This is a genomic window from Streptomyces daghestanicus, assembly GCF_020521275.1.
Classification (GTDB): domain Bacteria; phylum Actinomycetota; class Actinomycetes; order Streptomycetales; family Streptomycetaceae; genus Streptomyces; species Streptomyces griseoviridis.
This window is the reverse complement of the sequence record NZ_BNDX01000010.1, coordinates 244649-266357: the sequence shown is the minus strand read 5'-3', so window position 1 is coordinate 266357 and position 21709 is coordinate 244649. Positions and strand designations below refer to the sequence as shown.

Sequence of the window (21709 nt, the reverse complement as noted above, 5' to 3'; positions counted from 1 at the left end):
TGCTAGGGGGTGCCGGCCGCTTCCTTGTGCCAGCAGTGCTGGAACGCGTACCGCGCCGCCTCCACCTCATGCCGCTGGTCGGCGTGGAGCACGCCCAGCGCGTACGCCGTCGCGGGGGCGATCCGCGGGGTGCGGGCCGCCTGCGCGGCGGCCGCGGCGGCCTCGGCGGCGTCGCGGTGCCGGTCGAGGGCCTCGCCGGCGGCGAGCAGGCGTACGCCGACGGGGGCGTCGCCGCACGCGACGACCTCCCGGGCGTAGCGGTGCAGCCGCAGCAGCAGGCGGACCTGGTGCCAGGGGGTGTCCTGCGGGTGCGGGGACGGGTCCGGGGAGAGGCCGTGGACCAGGGCCTCCGCGTTGTACGGGCTGCCCGCGGTGACCAGGGGCAGGGCGGCCACGGCGTCGACGAGACGGTCCCGGGCGGCGGCGGCCAGCGGGCGCAGGTCGGCGCCGGCCGCGCCCGCCGCCAGGGGGACGTCGCTGGCCAGGACGGCGACCTTGTCGGCGACCGCGTGGAAGCGGCTGCTGCCGAGGGCCTGGAGCGCCGTGGAGTGGGCGCGGGTGCGGGCCAGGGTCAGCTGGCGGTCCAGCAGGGCGCCCGCCTTGGCCGCACCCACGGTGAGGGCGCCGCGCTCGGGTCCGGCCTGCTGCGCGGGGATGCCCGCCGGCGTCTCCGGGAAGGGCGCGGAGGCCGGGCCGGACAGCCGGTGCAGGGCCTGGAGCAGGCGCTCCAGGCGGGACGCGTAGGCGTGCTCCAGGGCCAGCGTGCCGGAGAGCCAGGCCAGCTCGGGGCGGATGTCCTCCGCCCAGGCGGCGTCGAGCAGCGTCTGGAAGGTGTGCAGGCTGCCGCTGATGCGGCGGGCGGCGCGGCGCAGGGCGCGCACGGCGTCGGCGGAGCCGTCCGGGGCGGTGGCGCCCGCACCGTTCTCCCGGTGCAGGCGCAGCGCGCGGAGGAACTCCGTGGCCTGGGCGCGCAGGTAACCGGCGAGGGCGTCGGCGTCCACGGGAAACTCCGGGGCGGTGCGGCCGGCCGTGCCGGGCGGGGGCTTCCGGTCGGCCGGGGCGGACGGGTCCGGGCGGAGGGCGGCGGGCGGGGTGCGGTCGGTTCGCATGGAGTGGTCTGTCGGGGCGGGCCGGCCAGGAGCGGGCCGGGCGGGCGGGGTGCGGTCCGGGGCGGAGGGCTGGGCCGGTGCGTTGGTGCGGGGTGGGGGCGCGGGGCGGACGGGGGCGGCGGGGCGGTCCGGTGGTACGGAGAGGGCCGGTGCGGTGGTGTGGTCCGGTGCCGCGGGGCGGTCCGGTGTGGTGGTGCGGACGGGGGCGGCGGGGCGGTCCGGTGCGGTGGTGGGGGCCGGTGGTGCCGGTTCGGGCGGTGGGGTGGGGTGGTCCGGTGTGGTGGTGCGGACGGGGGCGGCGGGGCGGTCCGGTGCGGTGGTGGGGGCCGGTGGTGCCGGTTCGGGCGGTGGGGTGGGGTGGTCCGCCGGACGGGCGGGGGCGCCGTCCTGGCGCGGGCCGGGACGGGCCGGGGGCGCGGTTCCTCGCGCCCCTCTGGCGGCGTAGCCGCCCGGCGGCACCGGGCCGGCCGGGACCGGGTAGGGCGTCGGGTCAAGGTGTCGCTGTGCCACGCCGGCGCCTCCGGGCGTCTATGAGCATCTCCTGGACGTTGCGCAGGGGGTGGCCGTCCGCGTCGGTCGCGTGCCGGGTCCACTCGCCGTCCGGACCGAGGTGCCAGGACGCGGTGGTGTCGGACATGCCGGTTTCCAGCAGACGGCTCAGGGCCGCCCGGTGGGCCGGGTCGGTGACCCGGACGAGCGCCTCGATACGGCGGTCGAGGTTGCGGTGCATCATGTCGGCGCTGCCGATCCAGACCTCCGGCTCACCGCCGTTGCCGAAGGCGAAGACGCGGGAGTGCTCCAGGAACCGGCCGAGGACGGAGCGGACCCGGATGTTCTCCGAGAGACCGTCCACACCGGGGCGCAGGGCGCAGATGCCGCGCACCCACACGTCGACCGGGACGCCCGCCTGCGACGCCCGGTAGCAGGCGTCGACGATCGCCTCGTCCACCATCGAGTTGACCTTGATGCGGACCGAGGCGGGGCGTCCGGCGCGGTGGTGCTGGATCTCCTTGTGGATGCGGGCGACCAGGCCGTCGCGGAGCGACTTGGGGGCGACCAGGAGCCGGCGGTACGTCTCGCGGCGGGAGTAGCCGGAGAGCCGGTTGAACAGGTCGGACAGGTCCGCGCCGACCTGCGGGTCGGCGGTGAGCAGGCCGAGGTCCTCGTAGAGGCGGGCCGTCTTCGGGTGGTAGTTGCCGGTGCCGACGTGGCTGTAGCGGCGGAGGGTCTCGCCCTCCTGCCGTACGACGAGGGAGAGCTTGCAGTGCGTCTTCAGGCCGACCAGGCCGTAGACGACGTGGCAGCCGGACTCCTCCAGCTTGCGCGCCCACTTGATGTTGGCGTGCTCGTCGAAGCGGGCCTTGATCTCGACGAGGACGAGGACCTGCTTGCCGGCCTCGGCGGCGTCGATCAGCGCGTTGACTATGGGGGAGTCCCCGGAGGTGCGGTACAGCGTCTGCTTGATCGCCAGGACGTCCGGGTCCTCCGCGGCCTGCTCCAGGAACGCCTGGACGGACGTGGAGAACGAGTCGTACGGATGGTGCAGGAGGACGTCCCTGCTGCGCAGCGCGGCGAAGATGTCGGGGGCGGAGGCGGACTCGACCTCGGCGAGGTCGCGGTGGGTGCCGGCGATGAACTTCGGGTACTTCAGCTCCGGCCGGTCCAGGCCGTGGATGCGGAAGAGGCCGGTGAGGTCCAGGGGGCCGGGGAGGGGGTAGACCTCCGCCTCGGTGATCTTCAGCTCGCGGACGAGGAGGTCCAGGACCTCGCGGTCGATGCTCTCCTCGACCTCCAGGCGGACCGGGGGGCCGAAGCGGCGCCGCATGAGTTCCTTCTCGAGGGCCTTGAGGAGGTTCTCGGCGTCGTCCTCCTCCACCTCCAGGTCCTCGTTGCGGGTGACGCGGAAGGCGTGGCTCTCCAGGACCTCCATGCCCGGGAAGAGTTCTTCCAGGTGGGCGGCGATGACATCCTCGATGGGGACGTATCGGCCCGGGGACGCCTCCAGGAAGCGGGAGAGCAGCGGGGGGACCTTGACCCGGGCGAAGTGGCGGTGGCCGGTGACCGGGTTGCGGACGACGACCGCGAGGTTGAGGGAGAGGCCCGAGATGTAGGGGAAGGGGTGGGCCGGGTCGACCGCGAGCGGGGTGAGGACCGGGAAGATCTGGTGCCGGAAGAGGGTGAACAGGCGGCCCTGCTCCTTCTCGGCCAGCTCCGACCAGCGGACCAGGTGGATGCCCTCCTCGGCGAGGGCCGGGGCGACGTCCTCGTGGAAGCAGGCGGCGTGCCGGGCCATCAGCTCGCGCGAGCGCGCCCAGATCATCTCCAGCACCTCGCGGGGCTGGAGGCCGGAGGCGGAGCGGGTGGCGACGCCGGTGGTGATGCGGCGCTTCAGGCCGGCGACGCGGACCATGAAGAACTCGTCCAGGTTGCTGGCGAAGATCGCGAGGAAGTTCGCTCGTTCGAGGAGGGGGGTGTTCGGGTCCTCGGCGAGTTCCAGGACGCGTTCGTTGAACGCGAGCCAGCTGCGTTCGCGGTCGAGGAAGCGGCCCTGGGGGAGCGGGACGCGGCCGTCGTTGCGGCTGTCCTGGGTCTCCTCGTAATCGTCGAGGTCGGAGTCGATGTCCGGCTCCAGGTCGGAGACCGTGGCGGCGACCGTGTGCGGGCGGTGCGCGGCGATGGAGCCCACGGAGGGCTGCGTGTGCTGGACCTCTGCCCGGGTGTTCGGCTGGCTCATGAACCCATTCTTCCGCGCCGGGGGCAGGACAGGCGCGTCGGAGGCGTCGGACCTCGCGGGAGGGAGCGCGGGCCTGTGCGGGGGTGGCCCAGGCGCGGGCACGGCGGGCTTCATTCGGCGAGGGTCGCAAGCTCATCTGAATCGGCGGTTACGGGGAGATGGCGTGAGGGATAGCGGGGGGCGGCTCGGGGGTGGTGGGCGGGGCCGCCGGGTTGTTCCGTGCGCCGTGGCTCCGGTGGGTGGGTCGGGGCGGCGGGGGCACGGCGAGCCCGCCGCCGTCGGACGCGCGGGACGCCGCCAGGCGGGGTTTCCCGCGACCCGGTGAGCGGCGGGCTGCGCCGCACCCCCACGACCCGCTCCCGTCGTACGGCGGCTGCGGGCGGGTGGTGGGGCCCGGAGTGTCGTGGTCGGGTGCCGGTCGTACGGCGGCTGCGGGCGGTGGGGCGGGAGTGCGTCCCGTGGCCGGGTGCCGGTGGTGCGGGGGCTGTGGGTTCCGGCGGGTGGGATCGGGGGCTGGGTGTCCGTGAACCGGTCGGGGGCGGTCGTGCGATGAGGGGATGTGAGCGAGACGAGAAGCGACGGGGAGCTGCTGCGGGCCGTCGCGTCCGACGGGGACCGGCGGGCCTTCGAGGAGCTGTACCGGCGGTACGCCCCCTGGCTGACGGCCCGGATGCGGAGCCGCTGCGCCGATCCCGGGATCGTCGACGACGTGGTGCAGGAGACCTTCCTCGCGGTGTGGCGCGGCAGCGCCCGGTACCGGGAGGACGGCGACGTCGCGGGGTGGCTGTGGCGGATCGGGTCGCGGCGGCTGATCGACGTGCTCCGGGGGGACGGGGCGCGGGGACGGCTGCGGCAGGCGCTGGCGCGGCTGCGGCACCGGGACGAGGTGTCGGCGGAGGAGCGGGTGCTCGCCGGCGTCGAGCACGGTGACCTCGCCGGGGCGCTGGTCCGGCTCTCGCCCGAGCTGCGCGCGGTGCTCCAGGCGACGGTCGTCGACGGGCTGACCACCCGCGAGGCGGCCGTCCTGCTCGGCATCCCGCCGGGCACGGTCAAGACGCGGGCGATGCGGGCCCGCAAGCAACTGCGGGAGGCCCTGGCATGACGGGACACGGCGACTGGCACGTTCCGGACGACGATCTGCGGGCGTACGCGCGGGGCACGCTGGCGCCGCCCGCGCTGTGGTCCGCCGACGCCCATCTGGCCGCCTGCGCGCGGTGCCGTGCGGGGCTGGCGGAGGCGGCCGGCCCGGTGGACGTGGACGCCGGGTGGCTGCGGCTCGACGCCGAGCTGGACGCGCCCCGGGCGGGCTGGTGCGAGGGGCTGCTGGTGCGGCTCGGGGTGCCGGACCACGTGGCGCGGCTGCTGACGGCCACGCCCGTGCTGCGCCGCTCCTGGCTGGGCGCGGTGGCGGCGGTGCTGGCGATGTCGGTGGCCGCGGTCCTGACGACCGGGGCGCCGGACGGGTCGCCGACGCTGTTCCTCGCCCTCGCGCCGCTGCTGCCGCTGGCCGGGGTGGCGCTGTCGTACGGGCCCGCGATGGACCCGACGTACGAGATCGCGGTGGTGGCGCCGCTGCACGGGTTCCGGCTGCTGATGATCCGTACGGTCGCCGTGCTGGCCGTCGGGATCGGGCTGAACGGGCTGGCGACGCTCGCCCTGCCGGCGTACGGGCTGCGGGCGCTGGCCTGGCTGCTGCCCGCGCTGGCGCTGACCGGGGCCGGGCTGGCGCTGACGCCCCGGCTGGGCCCGGTGGCGGCCCCCGCGGCGGTGGGCGGCGGGTGGATCGCGCTGCTGCTGGCCGCGGAGGCGGCACGGGAGCCCGGCGGCGGGCCGCTCGCGCCGTTCACCGCGGCCGGGCAGGGCGTGTGCGCGGGCGTCGCCGTGGCCGCCGCGGGGGTGCTGTTCCTCGTACGGGACCGGTTCGACCGGTCGCCGTCCGCTCACTGACCGCGAAGGCGTGCGCCGACCGCGGTCGGCCGCCGTCCGCTCACCGGCCTTCTCCGGCATCCGTTGCCGGCCATCCACGCGTGACAGGGGAGTTCCGTATGACCATCACCGTCTCCGCCTCCGGGCTGAGCCTGCACTACGGGCGCACCCGCGCCCTCGACGAGGTCGGGCTGCGGCTGTCGCCGGGCGTGACCGGGCTGCTCGGGCCCAACGGGGCGGGCAAGACGACGCTGCTGCGGGTGCTGGCCACGGCCGTGCCCGCGGACCGGGGCGCGTTCACCGTGCTCGGGCACGATCCGGGGACCGTCCGGGGGCGGCAGGAGGTGCGGCGGCGGCTCGGGTACCTGCCGCAGACGCCCGGGTTCCACCCGGACTTCACCGCCTTCGCGTTCGTGGACTACGTGGCGGTCCTCAAGGAGCTGACCGACCGGCGCGCCCGCCACCGCGAGGTGCGGCGGGTACTGGAGGAGGTCGGGCTCGGGGACGTGCGCGGCCGGCGGATCAAGAAGCTGTCCGGCGGGATGCGGCAGCGGGTCGCGCTGGCGGCGGCGCTGGTCGGGGACCCCGGGTTCCTGGTGCTGGACGAGCCGACCGTCGGGCTCGACCCCGAGCAGCGGATGCGGTTCCGCGAGCTGATCGCGGGGGCGGGGGAGGGGCGGACCGTGCTGCTGTCCACCCACCAGACCGAGGACGTCGCCATGCTGTGCCGGCGCGTGCTGGTGATGGCCGCGGGGAGCGTCCGGTTCGACGGGACGCCGGCCGAGCTGACCGCGCGGGCGGCGGGCCGGGTGTGGCGCAGCGACCGGCGGGACGCGGGGGCGAAGGCCGGCTGGCGGACCGGAACGGGGGAGTTCCGGCAGGTCGGTGATCCGCCGGAGGGGGCGGAGCTGGTCGAACCGACGCTGGAGGACGGGTACCTGCTCGTGCTCGACGGCGCCGTGGACGCGGAGGTGGCGGCGTGAACACGGTCGTCGTGGAGGAGAGCCCGGTGCCGTCGGCGGCGGCGAAGGGGACGGGCGGGCCGCGGGGGGTGGCCGCGCTGGCCCGGTTCGAGGCACGGCGGCTGCTGACGAGCGCGCCGGTGGTGTTCTCCTTCGCCGTGTACATCCTCTGGACCGTGTGGCGGACCCGGTCGTCGTGGGACGGGTTCCCGGCGCTCCAGGACGCGGACCGGGCCACGCAGGGCGGGCCCCTGCTGGTCGGGTTGGGGGTGCTGCTGGCCGCCGACTTCGCCGCGCTGCGGGACCGCCGGCGCGGGACGCAGGAGTGGTTCGGGACGCTGGTGCTGCCGGCCGGGCGGCGGACGGCGGCACACCTGCTGGCGCTGCTGCCGGTGGTGCTGCTCACCGCGGTGTGCGTGGCCGCTCAGTTCACCTGGGAGGCGCTCAAGCCGGGCGCGGTCGGGCACGGCTCGCCCGCCGAGTTGCTGGTGGGGCCGCTGACCGTGCTGCTGCTCGGGGCGGCCGGCGTGCTGCTGGCCCGGCTGGCGGCCTCGGTGTGGGCGGCGCCGCTGCTGGGCGTCCTCTACCTGTTCTTCCTGGTGCTCGGCACCGGGCCGTCGGGCGACACCGGCGGGACGGCCTGGCTGTACCCGGTCGTCTCCACGTCCGGCAACTCCCCCTTCCCCTCCGACCTGCTGGGCCGGCCGGCCGCCTGGCACGCGCTGTACCTGGCGGGCGTGGCGCTGTGCCTCGCCTTCCTCGCGGTGCTGGTCGCCGCGCGGGGCCGGGGCGTGTCCGCCAGGGCGGGGCTCGCCGTGGCGCTGGCGATGGCGCTGACCGGGGGCGTCGCCCAGTCCCGGGGCGACTCCGCGGAGCTGCTCGCGGCGCGGGAACGGGCCTCGGCCGCGCCCGAGAAGGAACAGCGGTGCGTGACGCGGGACGGGTCGACGTACTGCGCGTTCGACGAGTGGGTGCCGCGGGCCGACGACTGGGCCGGGGTGGTGGGCCGGGTCCGGTCGCTCGCCGGGGACCCGGCGCGGGACCGTCCCCTGCTCGTACGGCAGCGGATCGAGGCCCGCTACGGCCTGGACAGCGACTCCGCGATCCCCGCGTCGACCCGCCGGAACCAGGTGACCGTCGGCACCGCGTGGGGCGGCAATCGGGTGCCGGAGTTCTCCGCCGCCGTCGCCGGGGTGCTGGTCGCCGGCAGCGAGGCCGCGGCGGCGGAGCTGTGCGACGGGCGGATGGTGACCGTCATGTGGCTCGCGGTGGGCTGGGAGGACAACCCGATGGGCACGCTGCGCCGGGTCCGCCTCGACGACAGCGTCGAGGGCGCGGCGGTCGTCCTCGCCCCGACCGACCCGCTCTCCATGACGGCCGGTCAGACCGACGTCGTACGGCGGCTGCTGGAGAAGGACCGGGACGGTGTCGCGGCGAAGGCGCGCGCGCACTGGGGCGAGCTGACCTCCCCCGGTGTGACGACGGCCCGCGCCGCCGAGCTGCTGGGCGTGCCCGGACCGGAGAAGGCGGACTCGTGCGAGGAGTGACGCGGGACCTGGTACGGCCGGTGGCGCGCACGGTGCCCTGGTGGGCGCTGGGCGCGGCCGGGGGTGCGGGGCTGCTGCTGGCCGCGGCGGTGCGGTGGGCGGACGGGCCGCCGCCCTCGACGGCCCTGCTCGCGCTGCGCTGCGCGGCCCTGACCGGCGGGCTGGGGCTGGCGTCCCTCCTGGACGACCCGGCCCGGCACACCACGGCCGCGGTGCCGGTGCCCCGGCCCGTACGGCAGGCGCTGCGGGCGGCCCTGGTGGCGCCGCCGGTCGCGCTGTGGTGGGCGGCGGTACTGCTGCTCGTCCCGGCGGACCTGCGCCCGCCGGCCGCCGACGTCACCCTGGAGGCGGCGGCCGTCTCCCTGCTGGCCTGCGCGGGCGCGGCGGTCGCGCTGCGCCTGACCGAGGGGACCCGGCCGGGCCGGGCGGTGGCCGGCGCCCTGCTGGCCGCCGCGCTGACGGGTCCCCTGCTGCTGCCCGACCGCTGGACCCTCCTGGTCCAGCCCGCGGACCCCCGCTGGGCGGCCTCCCACGACCGCTGGGCCGGCCTCGCGGTGGCGACGGCGGTGGTGTGGGCGCTGTCCGCGCGTGAGCCGTTGCGGCGGGGGCGGCCCTAGCGTCTCCTGGGGCGCGTGAACAGCGGCAGGGCGGGACAGGTGCCGGGGCACTCACCGCGACCACGGTGCCGGGCCGGGCAAGGGTGCGCCTGTACCGGCCGGTTCGGGCCGGGCAAGGGTGCGTCTGTACCGGCCGGGTCGGGCAGGGAGGGGTGCGCCTGTGCGCCGGCCGGGTCGGGCAGGGAGGGGTGCGCCTGTGCGCCGGCCGGGTCGGGCAGGGAGGGGCGCGCCTGTACCGGCCGGGTCGGGCAGGGAGGGGTGCGTCTGTAGCGGCCGGCCCGTTCACCCTGACCACGGCACCGGGCCGGCCCCCGGTGCCCGTACGAGGCAGTCGGGGCCGAGTTCCCCGGGGCTGGTGAAGCCCGACAGGGCGAGGGTCAGTTCGAACTCCGCGAGCAGGGTCCGGACGACGTGCTCCACACCGGGCTCGCCGTCGAGGGCCAGCCCGTACACGTACGGCCGGCCGAGGAGGACCGCGCGGGCGCCGAGCGCCAGGGCCTTGAGGACGTCGTCCCCCGTGCGGACGCCGCTGTCGAACAGCACGTCGAGCCGGTCCCCGGCGGCCCCGACGACCGCGGGCAGGACGTCGAGGGAGCCGACGGCGCCGTTGACCTGGCGCCCGCCGTGGTTGGACACCACGACACCGTCCACGCCGGCGTCCACGGCCCGTCGCGCGTCGTCCGGGTGCTGGATGCCCTTCAGGACGAGGGGGCCCTGCCAGTGCTCCCGCAGGAACGCCAGATCCTCCCAGGTCTTGCCCGGGTCCCCCGACAGGCGGAAGAAGTGCGTGACGGCGGCCTGCGGGTCCTCCTCGACCGGTCTGGCGAGGCCCGCGAGGAACGCCGGGTCCGTGAAGTGGTTCGCCGTCCCCACTCCGTGGAGGAAGGGCATGTACGCCTGGTCCAGGTCGGCCGGCCGCCACCCCAGCAGCCAGGTGTCCAGGGTGACCAGCAGCGCCGTGCAGCCGCACGCCCGGGCGCGCGCCAGGAAGCTCTTCGTGACCTCCCGGTCCTTCGCCCAGTAGAGCTGGAACCAGCGCTCGCCGTCCCCCATCGCCTCCGCGACCTCCTCCATCGGTGTGCTCGACGAGGAGGACAGGACGAAGGGGACCCCCTGGGCCGCGGCGGCCCGGGCGGCGGCCCGCTCCGCCCCGGGGTGCGCCACCGCCAGCGCGCCGACGGGTGCCAGCGCGACCGGGACCGGCAGCCGCCTGCCGAGCACCTCGACCGCCAGGTCCCGGACCCGGACGTCCCGGAGCATCCTGGGCACGATGCGCCACTGGTCGAACGCCTCGCGGTTGGCGCGCGCCGTACGCCCGTCACCCGCGGCGCCCACCACCGTGCCCACCGGCCCGGCGCCGAGCCGCTCCGCGACCAGCTCCTCCAGACGGGTCAGGTCCGTGGGCAGCCGCGGGGGCGCCCCGGCCACGCCCTTGCGGAAGATCTCCCGCTGGTACGCCGTCCAGTCGATGCCGCGTCCCGCTCCACCGCCGCTCATGAGGGAGACCTTCCGCGCGGGCCTCCCACGCGCCGGTTCCGGTGCCGGGTTTAACCCATATGCCCGCACCGGGGCCCGTTCCGGTGCGGGTGCCGGTACACATGCGCGTAACTCCTTCCGTACTCACGGGGTCCTGGACGAGACAGGCGGCGACCTTGGCAAGGAAACGCACAGCGGCCCTCGCGGCCCTCGCGGGCACGGCCCTCCTCATGGTGGCCGCCCCCGCCCCGAGCGCCCCCCGCGCGCAGGCGTCCTCCGGTACGGCCGTCACCGTACGCACCGACAGCGGCCTCGTCCGGGGCCTGCGGACGGACACCCACGCCCTCTTCCGGGGCATCCCGTACGCGGGACCCCCCAAGGGCGTCCACCGCTGGGCCGCGCCGCGCCCCGTCCGGCCCTGGAAGGGCGTACGGGACGCGGTGAAGCCCGGCCCGCTCTGCCCGCAGGTCGCCTCCCCCTACGCGCGGGTGTCGAGCCTGGAGGAGGACTGCCTGGTCGTCGACGTCACCGTGCGGGCCGCGGCGGAACGGCCCGCTCCCGTCCTGGTGTGGGTGCACGGTGACGGCGCGGTGGGCGGGGGCGGCCTCTTCGACGCCCGCCGCCTCGCCGACCGGGGCCTGGTCGTCGTCACCGTCAACTACCGGCTCGGCGTGTTCGGCGGCTTCGGCTATCCGGGACTCGCCGGGTCGGGGACGTTCGCCCTCCAGGACCAGCAGGCGGCGCTGCGCTGGGTCCGGCGCAACGCCGCCGCGTTCGGCGGCGACCCCGGCAACGTCACCGTGGCCGGGTCCTCCTTCGGCGCGGCCGCCATCAGCGGGCACCTCACCTCGCCGGGGGCCCGGGGGCTGTTCCACCGGGCCGTCCTGGCCAGCGGCGAGGGCATGATGGACATGCCCGCCGGCGCGATGGGTGAAGGGGTGCCGGCCTACCCCCACTACACGTGGCGCACGGAGCGGGAGGTACGCGCCACCGGCGTCGAGATGACCTCCTCCCTGGGCTGCGCGCGGCGCGACCCCGAGCGCGCGCTGCGCTGCCTGCGCGCCCTGCCGGTGAAGAAGCTGCTGGCGGTCCCGCACATCATGAACGCCTTCCAGACCTTCGCCCACGGCACCGAGGTGTTGCCGGAACTGCCGGAGAAGGCGCTGAGGGAAGGGCGCTTCCCGCGTATCCCGTTGCTGACGGGGGCCACCAGGGACGAGCACCGGCTGTTCGTCGGGATGGCTCACGACGCGGTCGGCGCCCCCTTCACCGCCGGCCAGTACGAGCGGGCGCTGGCCACGGCGTTCGGTGACCGGGCGGACGAGGTGGCCGCGTACTACCCGGTGGGGGACTTCCCCTCGCCCGCCCTGGCCTGGGCCACCGTGGTGACCGACCGGATGTGGGCCCGGGGCGCCTGGGCCCAGGCCCGCGCCTTCGGGCGGCACGCGCCCACATACGCCTACGAGTTCGCCGACCGGGACGCCCCGATGTACCTGCCCTTCCCCGGGGACTTCGACTTCGGCGCCTATCACGCGGGCGACACCCCGTACGTCTTCGAGGACGCGGACGCCCAGCGGCGCTTCACCCCGGCCCAGTTACGGCTGGCCGGCACGATGACCGACCAGTGGGCCCGCTTCGCCCGCACCGGCACGCCGGACGGGCCGGGACTTCCGCCGTGGCCCCGGTTCGACCCGTCCCGGCCCGTGCCGCACACCCTGTCCCTGGCGCCGGACCGGATCGGACCGGTCGACTACGCCCGCGACCACCGCCTCGCCTTCTGGCACCGGCTCGACCGGCGCACCACCGCACCGCAGGCGGAACCGGGCGAGGGCAAGTAGCCGGACGGCGCTCCGTGCGCCGAAGGATGCAGTCCGATCTCCTCCCCGGCGACGAGGTGGGGGCCGCTCCTGGCTGCCAAGGTGGAGATATCAGGCATTACGGCCTTTTCGAAAGGAGGCCCACCATGACGAACGATCCGTACGGTCTCGACGTCCGTGTGGTCGCCCCGGCGGACGCCACCGGCCGGGACGAGAAGTCCGGCGACCGGGCGGGGCGGGGTCCCGCACCGGCGGTGCGACAGGCGAGCTGGCCGATGACCAGCACCACGTTGCACCCGATGGCCGCGGAGCAGCCAGCGGTCCGGCAGGCGACGTGGCCGATGACCAGCGGAACGATGCACCCGATGGCCTGACGCCACGACGGCGCCCGTCGCCCCGCCGGTCCGGAGGGCGAGCCGGTCCCGCCGGCTCACCCGCGACGGGACCGGGCGGAACCGGGGCCAGGCGGAACCGGGCCGAGCGGAACCCGACCGGACCCGGCGAGAACGGACCGGGCGGGGTGGGGGACAAGACGCGACGGGACGCCCCCGGAGGACACCATGACGACCACCCCCGCCACCGACGACCCGCTGTTCGCGCCCGCGGACTTCGCACTCCTGCGGGCCCCGGTCCTCCCGGTCGACGCCCCGGTGCTCCCGGCCGGTCCTGCGGACGACGCTCTCGGTTCCGCCCTCGGTCCCGCCGCCGACGAGCCGAGCGCTCCCGGCGAACCCGGCCCGCTGCGGCGGGCGGTCCTCGGCCTGACCGCCGATCCCCTGGTCGCCGAGGCCCTCGCCCTGTCCAGCCCTTCGCTGGCCGATCGCCTGGACGGCCTGTCGAGCGGTCGGCCCGCCACCCTGTCCGAGCTGCGCCGTCGCCTGCGGGCAGTGGCGCGCTACCGGGTCCGGATGGCGGGCCGCGCGACCCCGTTCGGCCTGATGGCCGGGGTGGCGCCCGTCCGGTTCGCCGACACCCCCCGCGTACGGTTCGCCGCCGCGCACCGCAAGGCCGTACAGCCCGACGCGGCCTGGGTGGCGGCGCTCGCCGCGCAGTGGGAGCGCAGGCCCGCGATCCTGGCGGGTCTGCGGCTGTCGGCCAACGGCCTCTGCGTGCGGCGCGGTGACCGCTTGGTCCTGCCGTACGTCACCACCGCAGCCCCGGACACGGTGGACGAGCGGCCCGCCGACGAGGTGTCCGTGCGCCGCACCGACGCGGTGCGGGCCGCCCTGGACTGCGCCCGCACGCCCGTCACTCATGCGGAGCTGACGGCCCGGATGCGCGCCCGTCTGCCGGAGCCGCCTCCCGGGGCGGTCGAGGGCGTCATCGCCGAGCTGGTCGCCCGTTCCTTCCTCCTCACCGATCTGCCGCCGGCCCCGGACGCCCCCGACCCGCTGCGCCACCTGACCGACCGGCTCGCCGCCGTACCGGCCGCCGCCGAGGAGACCGCGCGGCTGCGCGAGGTGACCGAGGACCTGGCCGCCTACCGCGCCCGCCCGCCGGGCGGGGGACTGCCCCAGCTCCGGGCGGCGGTACGCCGGATGCGGGCCCTGCGGCCGTGCGAGTGCCCGGTGACGGCGGACCTGGCGCTGGACGCGGACCTCGTGCTGCCCCATGCGGTGGCTCGGGAGGCCGCACGCGCCACCGGCCTGCTGTGGCGGACCGGCCCGCCCGCCGGGGCGCGGCGCCCGCTGGCCGCCTATCACGCGGCCTTCCTGCACCGGTACGGGACGGAACGCGCGGTCCCCCTCCCCGAACTCCTGGACCCGGTCGACGGTCTGGGCCCGCCCGCGTCGCCCGCGCCGCCCGCCGGCGGGGACGGGCGGCGCGACCGGGTCCTCCTCGCGCTCGCCGAGGAGGCCGTCCTCTCGGGCCTCGGCGAGATCGATCTCACCGACGGGGACGTCACCGCGCTGAGGGACGACACCGGGACGCCGCCCCCGTCGGCCGAGGCGGTCTTCCACCTCCTGGCGACCTCACCGGACGCCCTGGCCCGGGGTGACTTCACCCTGGTCATGTCACCCCTGACCGGTGCCTGGCCGGCCGGGGCGCTGTGGGGCCGGTTCGCGTCCCTGCTGCCCGGAGCGGACCAGCGGCTGAGGGACCTGGCGGCCCCCGCCCTCACCGGCGGCCCCGCCGGCGCCGAGGACGCCCCGCTCCCCGTCCAGCTGGTCTTCCGCCCCCGGGACGCCCGGTGCGGCAACGTCATCCGGACCCCCCGGTGGGTCGGCCACGTCCACGCCCCCGGCACCTTCGGCGAGCGGTCGGCCGCCGGCGCGCTGGGCGCGGAGGACCTCGCCGTCGTCGCCGCGCCGGACCGGCTGCGCCTGGTCTCGCCGACCCACGGTGGGCGCGAGGTGGCGGCCAGCGCCTTCCACATGCTGAACACCGGTCCGCACGCGCCCGCGCAGGTACGGCTGCTCCAGCTCCTGACCGCGGACGGGACCCGCCCGGCGTACGGCTGGGACTGGGGCGCGGCGGACGACTGGCCGTACCTGCCGGGCGTACGCCACGGGCGGACCGTACTGAGCCGGGCCCGCTGGCTCGTGCGGGACCCGGGCGTCCTCGACGGCGCGGTGGACACCCGGCACTGGCTGCCCGCCCTGCGTGCCTGGCAGCGGCGGTGGCGGGTGCCCGACCGGGTCGAGGTGGGCACCTTCGACCAGCGCCTCCCCCTCGACCTGGCCCGACCCGCCGACCTCGCGCTGCTCCGCCACGAACTGCGGCGGCACCCCGGCGCGGCGGTCCACGCGGCCGTCGACCCGGACGGTTCGGGTGCCGGCTGGCTGACCGGCCCGACCGGCGGGCACCACACCGCCGAGATCTCCGTACCGCTGCTGCGCCGCAGGGCCCCGGCGTCGTCCGGCCCGCGCGCCACGCCGTCCACCCTGCGTCCGCCGCGGCACCTCCCGGGCGGCGAATGGCTCTTCGCCAAGCTCTACTGTCCCGGCCGGACCCAGGACACCGTCCTCGCCCACCACCTGCCCGGTCTGCTGGAGGGCCTGCCCGCCGACGTCGACCGCTGGTTCTTCGTCCGGTACGCCGATCCCGACCCGCACCTGCGGCTGCGCCTGCACGGAGACCCCCGGACGCTGACCCTCCGGGTGCTCCCCGCGCTGCGCGACCTGGCCGCGGGGCTGGGACGGCTCGGGCTGGCCGGGCGGCTCGTCCTGGACACGTACGAACCCGAGACGGCACGGTACGGCGGCGATCCCGGCGCCCTGGCCGCCGCCGAGCGGGTCTTCCACGCGGACAGCGCCGCCGCCCTCGTCCACCTGCGTCTGCTCGACGCGTCCCCGCCACCGGTCGACCCGCTGCTGCTCGCCGCCGCCGGCCGGGCCCACCTGGCCTTCCACTTCACACTGCCGGACGACCCGGCCGACGGGCCGGCCCGCGCACGCCGGCTGCCGGCGCTCGCACCGCGCGGGGAGCACCACGGCGCGTTCCGCGCGCGCCGCCGGGAGGCCCTGCGGATCATCGACCCGCTCGGCGACTTCGCCGCCCTGCGGGCCGTGCCCGGTACGGCGCCCCTGCTGGCGGCGTGGGCCGGCACCGCCGAGTCCCTCTCCGCCTACGGACGCCACCTGGGTCCCGACGCGGGCCCGGTCCTGGCGTCGTTGCTCCACATGCACCACAACCGTGTCACCGCCGACCCCTCCCGGTCCACCGAGAGCACCGTGCACGCCCTGGCCCGCGGTGCCGTCGAGGCCCACCTCACCCGCCTCCGAGCGACGACCGGACCCTAGAACCCTCCCGCACACGCCCTCGGAAACACCGGCCCTCGTGCCACGCCGCCCCGTCGGCCCCCTCAGGGGCGCGGGGAACCGCGCGGCCGGCCGCCCCCGACCCGCAGCCGCGAACACCACCGCACCCCGACGAACCCCGGCTCCCCGGCCGCCCCCCGGCGGGTCACGTCTCCGTGCGGTACATCAGATCCGTCTCGTACGTCTCGAACCCCAGCCGCTCGTACACCGACACCGCCGCCCCGTTGTCCGCGTCGACATACAGCATCGCCACCGGCACCCCCCGCCCCGCCAGGTGCCGCAGGCCCACCGTGGTGAGGGACCTGCCGAGGCCGCCGCCCTGCGCGTCCGGCCGGACGCCGACGACGTACACCTCGCCGAGCCCCTCCTCCGCGTGCACCTTCGTCCAGTGGAAGCCGACCAGTTCGCCGTCCCGTTCGGCCAGGAAGAACCCGGCCGGGTCGAACCACGGCTCGGCCTTGCGGTCGTCCAGGTCCCGCTGGGTCAGCGAGCCCTGCTCGGGGTGGTGGGCGAAGGCCGCCGCGTTCACCGCGAGCCAGGCCGCGTCGTCCTGGCCGGGGACGAAGGCGCGCACGGTCACCCCGGCCGGCAGCACCGGCTCGGGCAGGTCGAGGCCGGCCAGCGGGCGCCGCATCTGCCGCAGCTCGCGGAAGAGCGTCATGCCGAGGACCTGGGCCAGGTGCCGCGCGGCGGCGTGACCGCCGTGCGCCCACGCCCGCAGCCGCTTGCCGGACGCGGCGAGCAGCGCCGAGCCCAGCGCCCGCCCGTGCCCCTGGCCGCGCCGCGAGGGGTGCACGACCAGCTCGGCGGCCGGCGGCTCCACCGGGTCGGTGCCCTCCAGCTGGGCGTAGCCGACGAGTTCGCCGTCGACCGTGAGCAGCAGGTGGGAGACGCCTTCACGGGCCTGGCCGCGGAGCTGGAGCCGCCCTTGTTCGGACACCGCCTGCTGCCCGTCGGTGCGGGCCGCGTCGGCGAGCAGGGCGAGGACGGCGTCGATCTGCTCGGCGGAGAGGGTCTCGTACGTCTCGATCGAGCGGGGGCGGCCGGGCCGCGCGATGTTGTCGCTGGTCATGTGTACGAGGGTAGAGGGCCGGGGCCGGCCGGCGGCGGCGCGACGGCGACCGGGTGTAAACCAGGATGTAACCCGCAACCCCCTGTCGCGCTACGCGCGTTGACTTTAGGCTGCGCCCACCTGCTCCCGGCGTGTCCGCCGGGGCTCGGAAACCGTCAGCACACCCATCAGGGGGGGCGCATGCCAGCCAACTCGCACGCGACGCACGATCCGCGCCGCAGACGCCGCACCACCCGTCTGCTCGCGGTGACCGTCACAGCGGTCACCGCGGGCGCGCTCGCCGCCGCCGCGCTGCCGGCGAGCGCGGGCGAGAAGGGCCACGGCCATCAGCAGGGCCGCTACCAGGACGTCCAGCTCCTCTCCTTCAACGACCTGCACGGCAATCTGGAGCCGCCGGCCGGCTCCAGCGGCCGGGTCACCGAGACGCACGAGGACGGCACGACGTCGACCGTCGACGCGGGCGGTGTCGAGTACCTCGCCACCCATCTGCGCCAGGCCCGTAAGGGCAACCCGTACTCCATCACCGCCGCCGGCGGGGACATGGTCGGGGCGTCGCCGCTGGTCTCCGGGCTGTTCCACGACGAGCCGACGATCGAGGCGCTGAACAAGCTCGACCTGGACGTCACCTCCGTCGGCAACCACGAGTTCGACGAGGGCGCGGCCGAGCTGGCCCGCCTGCAGAACGGCGGCTGCCACCCCACCGCGGGCTGCTACACCGACAAGGAGTTCAAGGGCGCCGACTTCCCCTACCTGGCCGCCAACGTCCTCGACGAGAAGACCGGCAAGCCGGTCCTCGCCCCCTACTGGGTGTGGAAGAAGAACGGCGTCAAGGTCGGCTTCATCGGCGTGACCCTGGAGGGCACCCCCGGCATCGTCTCCGCCGAGGGAGTCAAGGGCCTCGCCTTCAAGGACGAGGTCGAGACGATCGACAAGTACGCCAAGGTGCTCCAGGAGCAGGGCGTGAAGTCGATCGTCGCGCTGGTCCACGAGGGCGGCTACCCGGCCTCCTCGTCGTACAACTACGACTGCGACTCGCCCGGCGCCGGGGACGGCGTCTCCGGACCGATCGTCGAGATCGCCGAGAACGTCACGCCGCAGGTGGACGCGCTGGTCACCGGCCACACCCACAACGCGTACGTCTGCACCATCGACGACCCGGCGGGCAACCCGCGCATGGTCACCTCGGCGTCCTCCTTCGGCCGCCTCTACACCGACACCACGCTGACCTACGACCGCCGCACCGGTGACATCGCCCGTACGGCGGTGGAGTCGGCCAACCACGTCGTCACCCGGGACGTCGCCAAGGCGCCCGACATGACCGCGCTGATCGGCAAGTGGAACGCGCTGGCCGCGCCCATCGGCAACCGGGCCGTCGGGTACATCTCCGGGGACATCGGCAACACCGGCACCGAGTCCCCGCTCGGCGACCTGATCGCCGACGCGCAGCTCGCCCACGGCAGGGAGCTGGACCCGGAGACCGACGTCGCGCTGATGAACCCGGGCGGCATCCGGGCGCCCCTGGCCTACGCGGCGAGCGGCGCGGAGGGCGACGGGGTGGTGACGTACGCGGAGGGCTTCGCGGTGCAGCCGTTCGCCAACACCGTCAACCTCCAGGACCTGACCGGAGCCCAGCTGATCCAGGTGCTCAAGGAGCAGGTGAGCGGCGCGAACGAGGCGGCGCCGAAGATCCTCCAGGTGTCGGACGGGCTGACGTACACCCTCGACCTGACCAAGACCGGCGCGGACCGGGTGGTGACCGGCTCGATCCGGCTGAACGGCGCGGCGATCGACCCGGCGGCCACCTACCGGGTCGCCTCCAACAGCTTCCTCGCGGGCGGCGGGGACGGCTTCACCACGCTGGGCCAGGGCACGAACGACGTCGTCGGCTCCGACGACCTCACGGCGCTGGAGCGGTACCTGACGGCCACCACCTCCGCGTCGGCGCCGCTCGCGCCTCCGGCGGCGGACCGGATCACGATCGTCCGGTAGCAGGCCCCCGGCCCCACAGCCCGGTACGGACACGCGGTGTCCGTGCCGGGCTTTTCGCTGTGCCGTGCCGCCTAAATTCTGTGTCAGTACCTTCCCGGTTCCCTTTTCCGTCTGAAATCTGATCTCAGCTCCAATTAACCGAGGTCTCAGCGGAAATGGCTTTTTCTGGCTCCGGTGTCCCGTAATGTTTTCCATGTCGACAGCGAACGACACCAAAGCAAACGAAAAAGGAGATCACGATGAGCTTCCACAAGATCGCCCCGGTTCGGCAGTCCCGCAAGGCGGAGCCCAAGAAGGCCGCTCAGAAGACCGCGCCGAAGAAGGCCACCCCGAAGCGCCGTCCGGTCTCCCGCCAGCGCTGAGCCGACCTGGCTGATTCACAGCAGTAAAGCACTCCACATATTCCGCTGAAAGGAAATCCCATGAGCTTTCACAAGGTCGCCCCGGTGAAGAAGACCCACCGCAAGCCCGCCGCCCAGCCCGCCGAGAAGGCCGCCGCGAAGAAGGCCGCGCCGAAGCGCCGTCCGGTCTCGCACAAGGGCTGAGACCGCTCACGAGGCGGGGCCGCCGGAACCCCCGGGTTCCGGGGCCCCGCCTCGGGCATGTCCGCAGAAGGGAACGGATCATGAGGGAAGTCCGCGCGGCGTTCCGCCGCTTCTGGCCGCTGACCCGCGGCGACCGCCGCCGGCTCGCGGTCATCGTGGCCTGCGTGGTGGTCGCCGCGCTCGCCGAGACCGCGTCGATCCTGCTCTTCGCGGAGCTGACGGACCACGCCCTGCGGGCCGGTTCGCTCGCCGCGTTCTGGGGTCCGGCCGGCGCCTGGCTGGGCGTCGCCGTGCTCGGCGCGCTCGTCGGCTACCTCGGCAACTCCCTCGCCACCTGGACCGCCGAGCGCTTCGTGCTGCGCCTGCGCGCGGGCGTCTTCCGGCACGTCCAGACCCTGCCCCCGCACTTCTTCCAGCGGCACCGGCGCGGTGACCTGGTGGAACGCCTCACGGGAGATGTCGAGGCCATCGAGCAGATGGTGGTCTCGGGGGTGGTGGGCACGGTCTCGGCCGCCTTCTCCGCCGTCTTCTACGCCGCCGCGGCGCTGTACCTCCGCTGGGACCTGGCGCTCGTCACCTTCGTCCTGGCGCCCCTCTTCCTCCTCGCCGCCCGCCGCTTCTCCGGGCGGATCAAGGAGGCGTCGACGGACGAGCGGGCCGCGGACGGCGCGATCACCTCCGTGGTGGAGGAGGCCCTCGGCAACGTCGTCCTCACCCAGGCGTACAACCGGCGCGGCGCGGAGGAGGCCCGCCTCGACCGGGAGGCCCGCGCCTGGATGAGGGCGTCCGTACGGGGCGCGCGCCTGAGCGAGCTGTACGAGCAGTTCGTGGAGGTCGTCGAGACGCTGTGCGTGCTGGCCGTCATCGGCCTCGGCGTGTGGGAGATCTCCGCCGGCCGCATGACCCTCGGGCAGCTCCTCGCCTTCGCCGCGTTCATCGGCTACCTCTATCCGCCGGTCCGCAGCCTCGGACAGCTCGGCCTCACCCTGACGGCGGCCACCGCGGGCGCCCGCCGCCTCGGCGAACTCCTCGACGCCCGCCCGGCGGTCACCGACCCGGCCGTCCCCGTCACCCCCGGCCCGGTCCGCGGCTGGGTCGCCTTCCACGACGTCACCTTCCGCTACCCGGAGACGGACCGGCCCGCCCTGGACGGCCTCGCCTTCGCGGCCCGCCCCGGCGAACTGGTCGTCGTCACCGGCCCCAGCGGCGCCGGCAAGTCCACCCTGGCCAAGCTCCTCACCCGCTTCTACGACCCGGCGGCGGGCGCGATCCGCCTCGACGGCGTGCCCCTGCCCGCCCTCGGCCTGGACTTCCTCCGCGACCAGGTCACCCTGCTCCCGCAGGAGACCCTGATCCTGCACGGCACGATCCGCGAGAACATCGCCGCCGGGCGGCCGGGGGCGAGCGGGGCGGAGATCGAGCGGGCCGCCCGCGCGGCGGCGGCCCACGCCTTCGTCACCGCCCTCCCCGACGGCTACGACACCGTGATCGTGCCCGGCACGGCGGCCCTCTCCGGCGGCCAGCTCAAGCGCCTGACCATCGCCCGCGCGATGCTGCGCGCGTCCCCCGTGCTCGTCCTGGACGAACCGACCGCCGGCCTCGACGGCATCGCCGCCCGCCAGGTCGTCCAGCCCCTGCGCCGCCTGATGTCCGGCCGGACGACGCTGATGATCACCCACGACCTGACCCTCGCGCCGGACGCGGACCGCATCCTGGTGCTGGACGGCGGCCGGCTGGTCGAGCAGGGCACCCACCCGGAACTGATCGCCCGCGGCGGCACGTATGCCCGGCTGGCGCTCACCGGCCGTCCCGCACCCGCGCTCCCCGGCTGACGGCGACCCGCAGGACGTCCTCCAGCGACTCCACGGTCCGCGTCAGCGCGAACCGCACGGCGCGCTCGCCGGCCCGCCGGTCCTCCAGCACCGCCCTGGCCCCGCCCAGCACCTGAGCCCCTGACGCGAGTTGAGCCTCCTCGATGTCGTCCGCGATCCGGGAGAGCCGGCTGTACGGGTTGTCGGTGCTCAGGTAGCAGGGGCGGCCCTCGGGGGTGGTCCAGGGGAGGAGACGGTGGGTCATGGGGGCTCCTTGTGCGGGGTACGGCGGTGATTACGTTGCGCCTCTCCACTGTCACTGTGTGTCCGTACGCTGGGGAAG

The 21709-nt window shown here is 75.6% G+C and carries 17 protein-coding genes; 12 read left to right on the top strand and 5 right to left on the bottom strand.

The features are described from left to right. Nucleotides 1-2: 2 nt before the first annotated feature. Complete coding sequence (locus tag Sdagh_RS20215; protein ID WP_190078067.1) at nucleotides 3-1109, bottom strand: CHAD domain-containing protein; 1107 nt, start codon at nucleotides 1107-1109, stop codon at nucleotides 3-5. Between the two features lie 490 nt (nucleotides 1110-1599). After that, entirely contained in the window at nucleotides 1600-3957 is a 2358-nt protein-coding gene (locus tag Sdagh_RS20210) for an RNA degradosome polyphosphate kinase (protein WP_370594900.1), read from the bottom strand. 445 nt (nucleotides 3958-4402) lie between these two features. Here Sdagh_RS20210 and Sdagh_RS20205 point away from each other — a divergent pair, with 445 nt between their 5' ends. The 5 genes from Sdagh_RS20205 (at nucleotide 4403) to Sdagh_RS20185 (ending at nucleotide 8895) form a co-directional block, all read left to right on the top strand. After that, a complete protein-coding gene (locus Sdagh_RS20205; RefSeq protein ID WP_189421796.1) occupies nucleotides 4403-4945 on the top strand; it encodes an RNA polymerase sigma factor in 543 nt (180 codons plus the stop codon). Then, on the top strand, nucleotides 4942-5790 hold the full coding sequence (locus tag Sdagh_RS20200; protein WP_189421797.1) for a cupin domain-containing protein: 849 nt from the start codon (nucleotides 4942-4944) through the stop codon (nucleotides 5788-5790). The genes Sdagh_RS20205 and Sdagh_RS20200 overlap by 4 nt, the downstream gene beginning before the upstream one ends. Nucleotides 5791-5888: 98 nt before the next feature. Further along, nucleotides 5889-6752 (top strand): ABC transporter ATP-binding protein, encoded by an 864-nt coding sequence (locus Sdagh_RS20195; protein WP_189421798.1) that lies wholly within the window; start codon nucleotides 5889-5891, stop codon nucleotides 6750-6752. Then, nucleotides 6749-8278 carry an ABC transporter permease gene (locus Sdagh_RS20190; RefSeq protein WP_190078059.1) on the top strand — a complete coding sequence of 510 codons (1530 nt, stop codon included), beginning with the start codon at nucleotides 6749-6751 and terminating at the stop codon, nucleotides 8276-8278. Before Sdagh_RS20195 ends, Sdagh_RS20190 begins: the two co-directional genes overlap by 4 nt. After that, on the top strand, nucleotides 8266-8895 hold the full coding sequence (locus Sdagh_RS20185; protein ID WP_226535473.1) for an ABC transporter: 630 nt from the start codon (nucleotides 8266-8268) through the stop codon (nucleotides 8893-8895). Before Sdagh_RS20190 ends, Sdagh_RS20185 begins: the two co-directional genes overlap by 13 nt. Before the next feature lie 282 nt (nucleotides 8896-9177). Here Sdagh_RS20185 and Sdagh_RS20180 read toward each other — a convergent pair whose 3' ends face one another. Then, nucleotides 9178-10392: an alpha-hydroxy-acid oxidizing protein gene (locus tag Sdagh_RS20180; RefSeq protein WP_190078058.1), complete on the bottom strand. Its 1215-nt coding sequence runs from the start codon at nucleotides 10390-10392 to the stop codon at nucleotides 9178-9180. Between the two features lie 155 nt (nucleotides 10393-10547). Between Sdagh_RS20180 and Sdagh_RS20175 the strand changes: the two genes are divergently transcribed. From Sdagh_RS20175 to Sdagh_RS20165, 3 genes are all read left to right on the top strand, one after another. After that, nucleotides 10548-12209: a carboxylesterase/lipase family protein gene (locus Sdagh_RS20175; RefSeq protein ID WP_226535471.1), complete on the top strand. Its 1662-nt coding sequence runs from the start codon at nucleotides 10548-10550 to the stop codon at nucleotides 12207-12209. Between the two features lie 125 nt (nucleotides 12210-12334). Continuing rightward, nucleotides 12335-12562 carry a hypothetical protein gene (locus tag Sdagh_RS20170; protein ID WP_190078057.1) on the top strand — a complete coding sequence of 76 codons (228 nt, stop codon included), beginning with the start codon at nucleotides 12335-12337 and terminating at the stop codon, nucleotides 12560-12562. A gap of 186 nt (nucleotides 12563-12748) precedes the next feature. Beyond that, nucleotides 12749-15931 (top strand): lantibiotic dehydratase, encoded by a 3183-nt coding sequence (locus Sdagh_RS20165; protein WP_190078056.1) that lies wholly within the window; start codon nucleotides 12749-12751, stop codon nucleotides 15929-15931. A gap of 163 nt (nucleotides 15932-16094) precedes the next feature. Here Sdagh_RS20165 and mshD read toward each other — a convergent pair whose 3' ends face one another. Beyond that, nucleotides 16095-17021 (bottom strand): mycothiol synthase, encoded by a 927-nt coding sequence (gene mshD / locus Sdagh_RS20160; protein WP_189421803.1) that lies wholly within the window; start codon nucleotides 17019-17021, stop codon nucleotides 16095-16097. A 180-nt stretch (nucleotides 17022-17201) separates the two neighbouring features. Between mshD and Sdagh_RS20155 the strand changes: the two genes are divergently transcribed. From Sdagh_RS20155 to Sdagh_RS20150, 4 genes are all read left to right on the top strand, one after another. Beyond that, nucleotides 17202-19010: a bifunctional metallophosphatase/5'-nucleotidase gene (locus tag Sdagh_RS20155; RefSeq protein ID WP_189421804.1), complete on the top strand. Its 1809-nt coding sequence runs from the start codon at nucleotides 17202-17204 to the stop codon at nucleotides 19008-19010. 239 nt (nucleotides 19011-19249) lie between these two features. Continuing rightward, nucleotides 19250-19372, top strand: a complete 123-nt coding sequence (locus Sdagh_RS36510) for a hypothetical protein (protein WP_264201195.1) — start codon at nucleotides 19250-19252, stop codon at nucleotides 19370-19372. Between the two features lie 60 nt (nucleotides 19373-19432). Continuing rightward, a complete protein-coding gene (locus tag Sdagh_RS36505; protein WP_264201194.1) occupies nucleotides 19433-19555 on the top strand; it encodes a hypothetical protein in 123 nt (40 codons plus the stop codon). 80 nt (nucleotides 19556-19635) lie between these two features. Continuing rightward, a complete protein-coding gene (locus tag Sdagh_RS20150) occupies nucleotides 19636-21387 on the top strand; it encodes an ABC transporter ATP-binding protein (protein ID WP_190078055.1) in 1752 nt (583 codons plus the stop codon). Here Sdagh_RS20150 and Sdagh_RS20145 read toward each other — a convergent pair. After that, nucleotides 21353-21631, bottom strand: a complete 279-nt coding sequence (locus Sdagh_RS20145) for a hypothetical protein (RefSeq protein WP_190011570.1) — start codon at nucleotides 21629-21631, stop codon at nucleotides 21353-21355. The genes Sdagh_RS20150 and Sdagh_RS20145 overlap by 35 nt on opposite strands. Nucleotides 21632-21709 lie beyond the last annotated feature (78 nt).

Bases quoted from the DNA above. Each gene is read 5' to 3' on its own strand.
- Sdagh_RS20215 (WP_190078067.1), bottom strand. From the start codon at position 1,109: ATGCGAACCGACCGCACCCCGCCCGCCGCCCTCCGCCCGGACCCGTCC.
- Sdagh_RS20210 (WP_370594900.1), bottom strand. From the start codon at position 3,957: ATGAAGCCCGCCGTGCCCGCGCCTGGGCCACCCCCGCACAGGCCCGCG.
- Sdagh_RS20200 (WP_189421797.1), top strand. From the start codon at position 4,942: ATGACGGGACACGGCGACTGGCACGTTCCGGACGACGATCTGCGGGCG.
- Sdagh_RS20195 (WP_189421798.1), top strand. From the start codon at position 5,889: ATGACCATCACCGTCTCCGCCTCCGGGCTGAGCCTGCACTACGGGCGC.
- Sdagh_RS20180 (WP_190078058.1), bottom strand. From the start codon at position 10,392: ATGAGCGGCGGTGGAGCGGGACGCGGCATCGACTGGACGGCGTACCAG.
- Sdagh_RS20170 (WP_190078057.1), top strand. From the start codon at position 12,335: ATGACGAACGATCCGTACGGTCTCGACGTCCGTGTGGTCGCCCCGGCG.
- Sdagh_RS20165 (WP_190078056.1), top strand. From the start codon at position 12,749: ATGACGACCACCCCCGCCACCGACGACCCGCTGTTCGCGCCCGCGGAC.
- mshD (WP_189421803.1), bottom strand. From the start codon at position 17,021: ATGACCAGCGACAACATCGCGCGGCCCGGCCGCCCCCGCTCGATCGAG.
- Sdagh_RS20155 (WP_189421804.1), top strand. From the start codon at position 17,202: ATGCCAGCCAACTCGCACGCGACGCACGATCCGCGCCGCAGACGCCGC.
- Sdagh_RS36510 (WP_264201195.1), top strand. From the start codon at position 19,250: ATGAGCTTCCACAAGATCGCCCCGGTTCGGCAGTCCCGCAAGGCGGAG.
- Sdagh_RS36505 (WP_264201194.1), top strand. From the start codon at position 19,433: ATGAGCTTTCACAAGGTCGCCCCGGTGAAGAAGACCCACCGCAAGCCC.
- Sdagh_RS20150 (WP_190078055.1), top strand. From the start codon at position 19,636: ATGAGGGAAGTCCGCGCGGCGTTCCGCCGCTTCTGGCCGCTGACCCGC.
- Sdagh_RS20145 (WP_190011570.1), bottom strand. From the start codon at position 21,631: ATGACCCACCGTCTCCTCCCCTGGACCACCCCCGAGGGCCGCCCCTGC.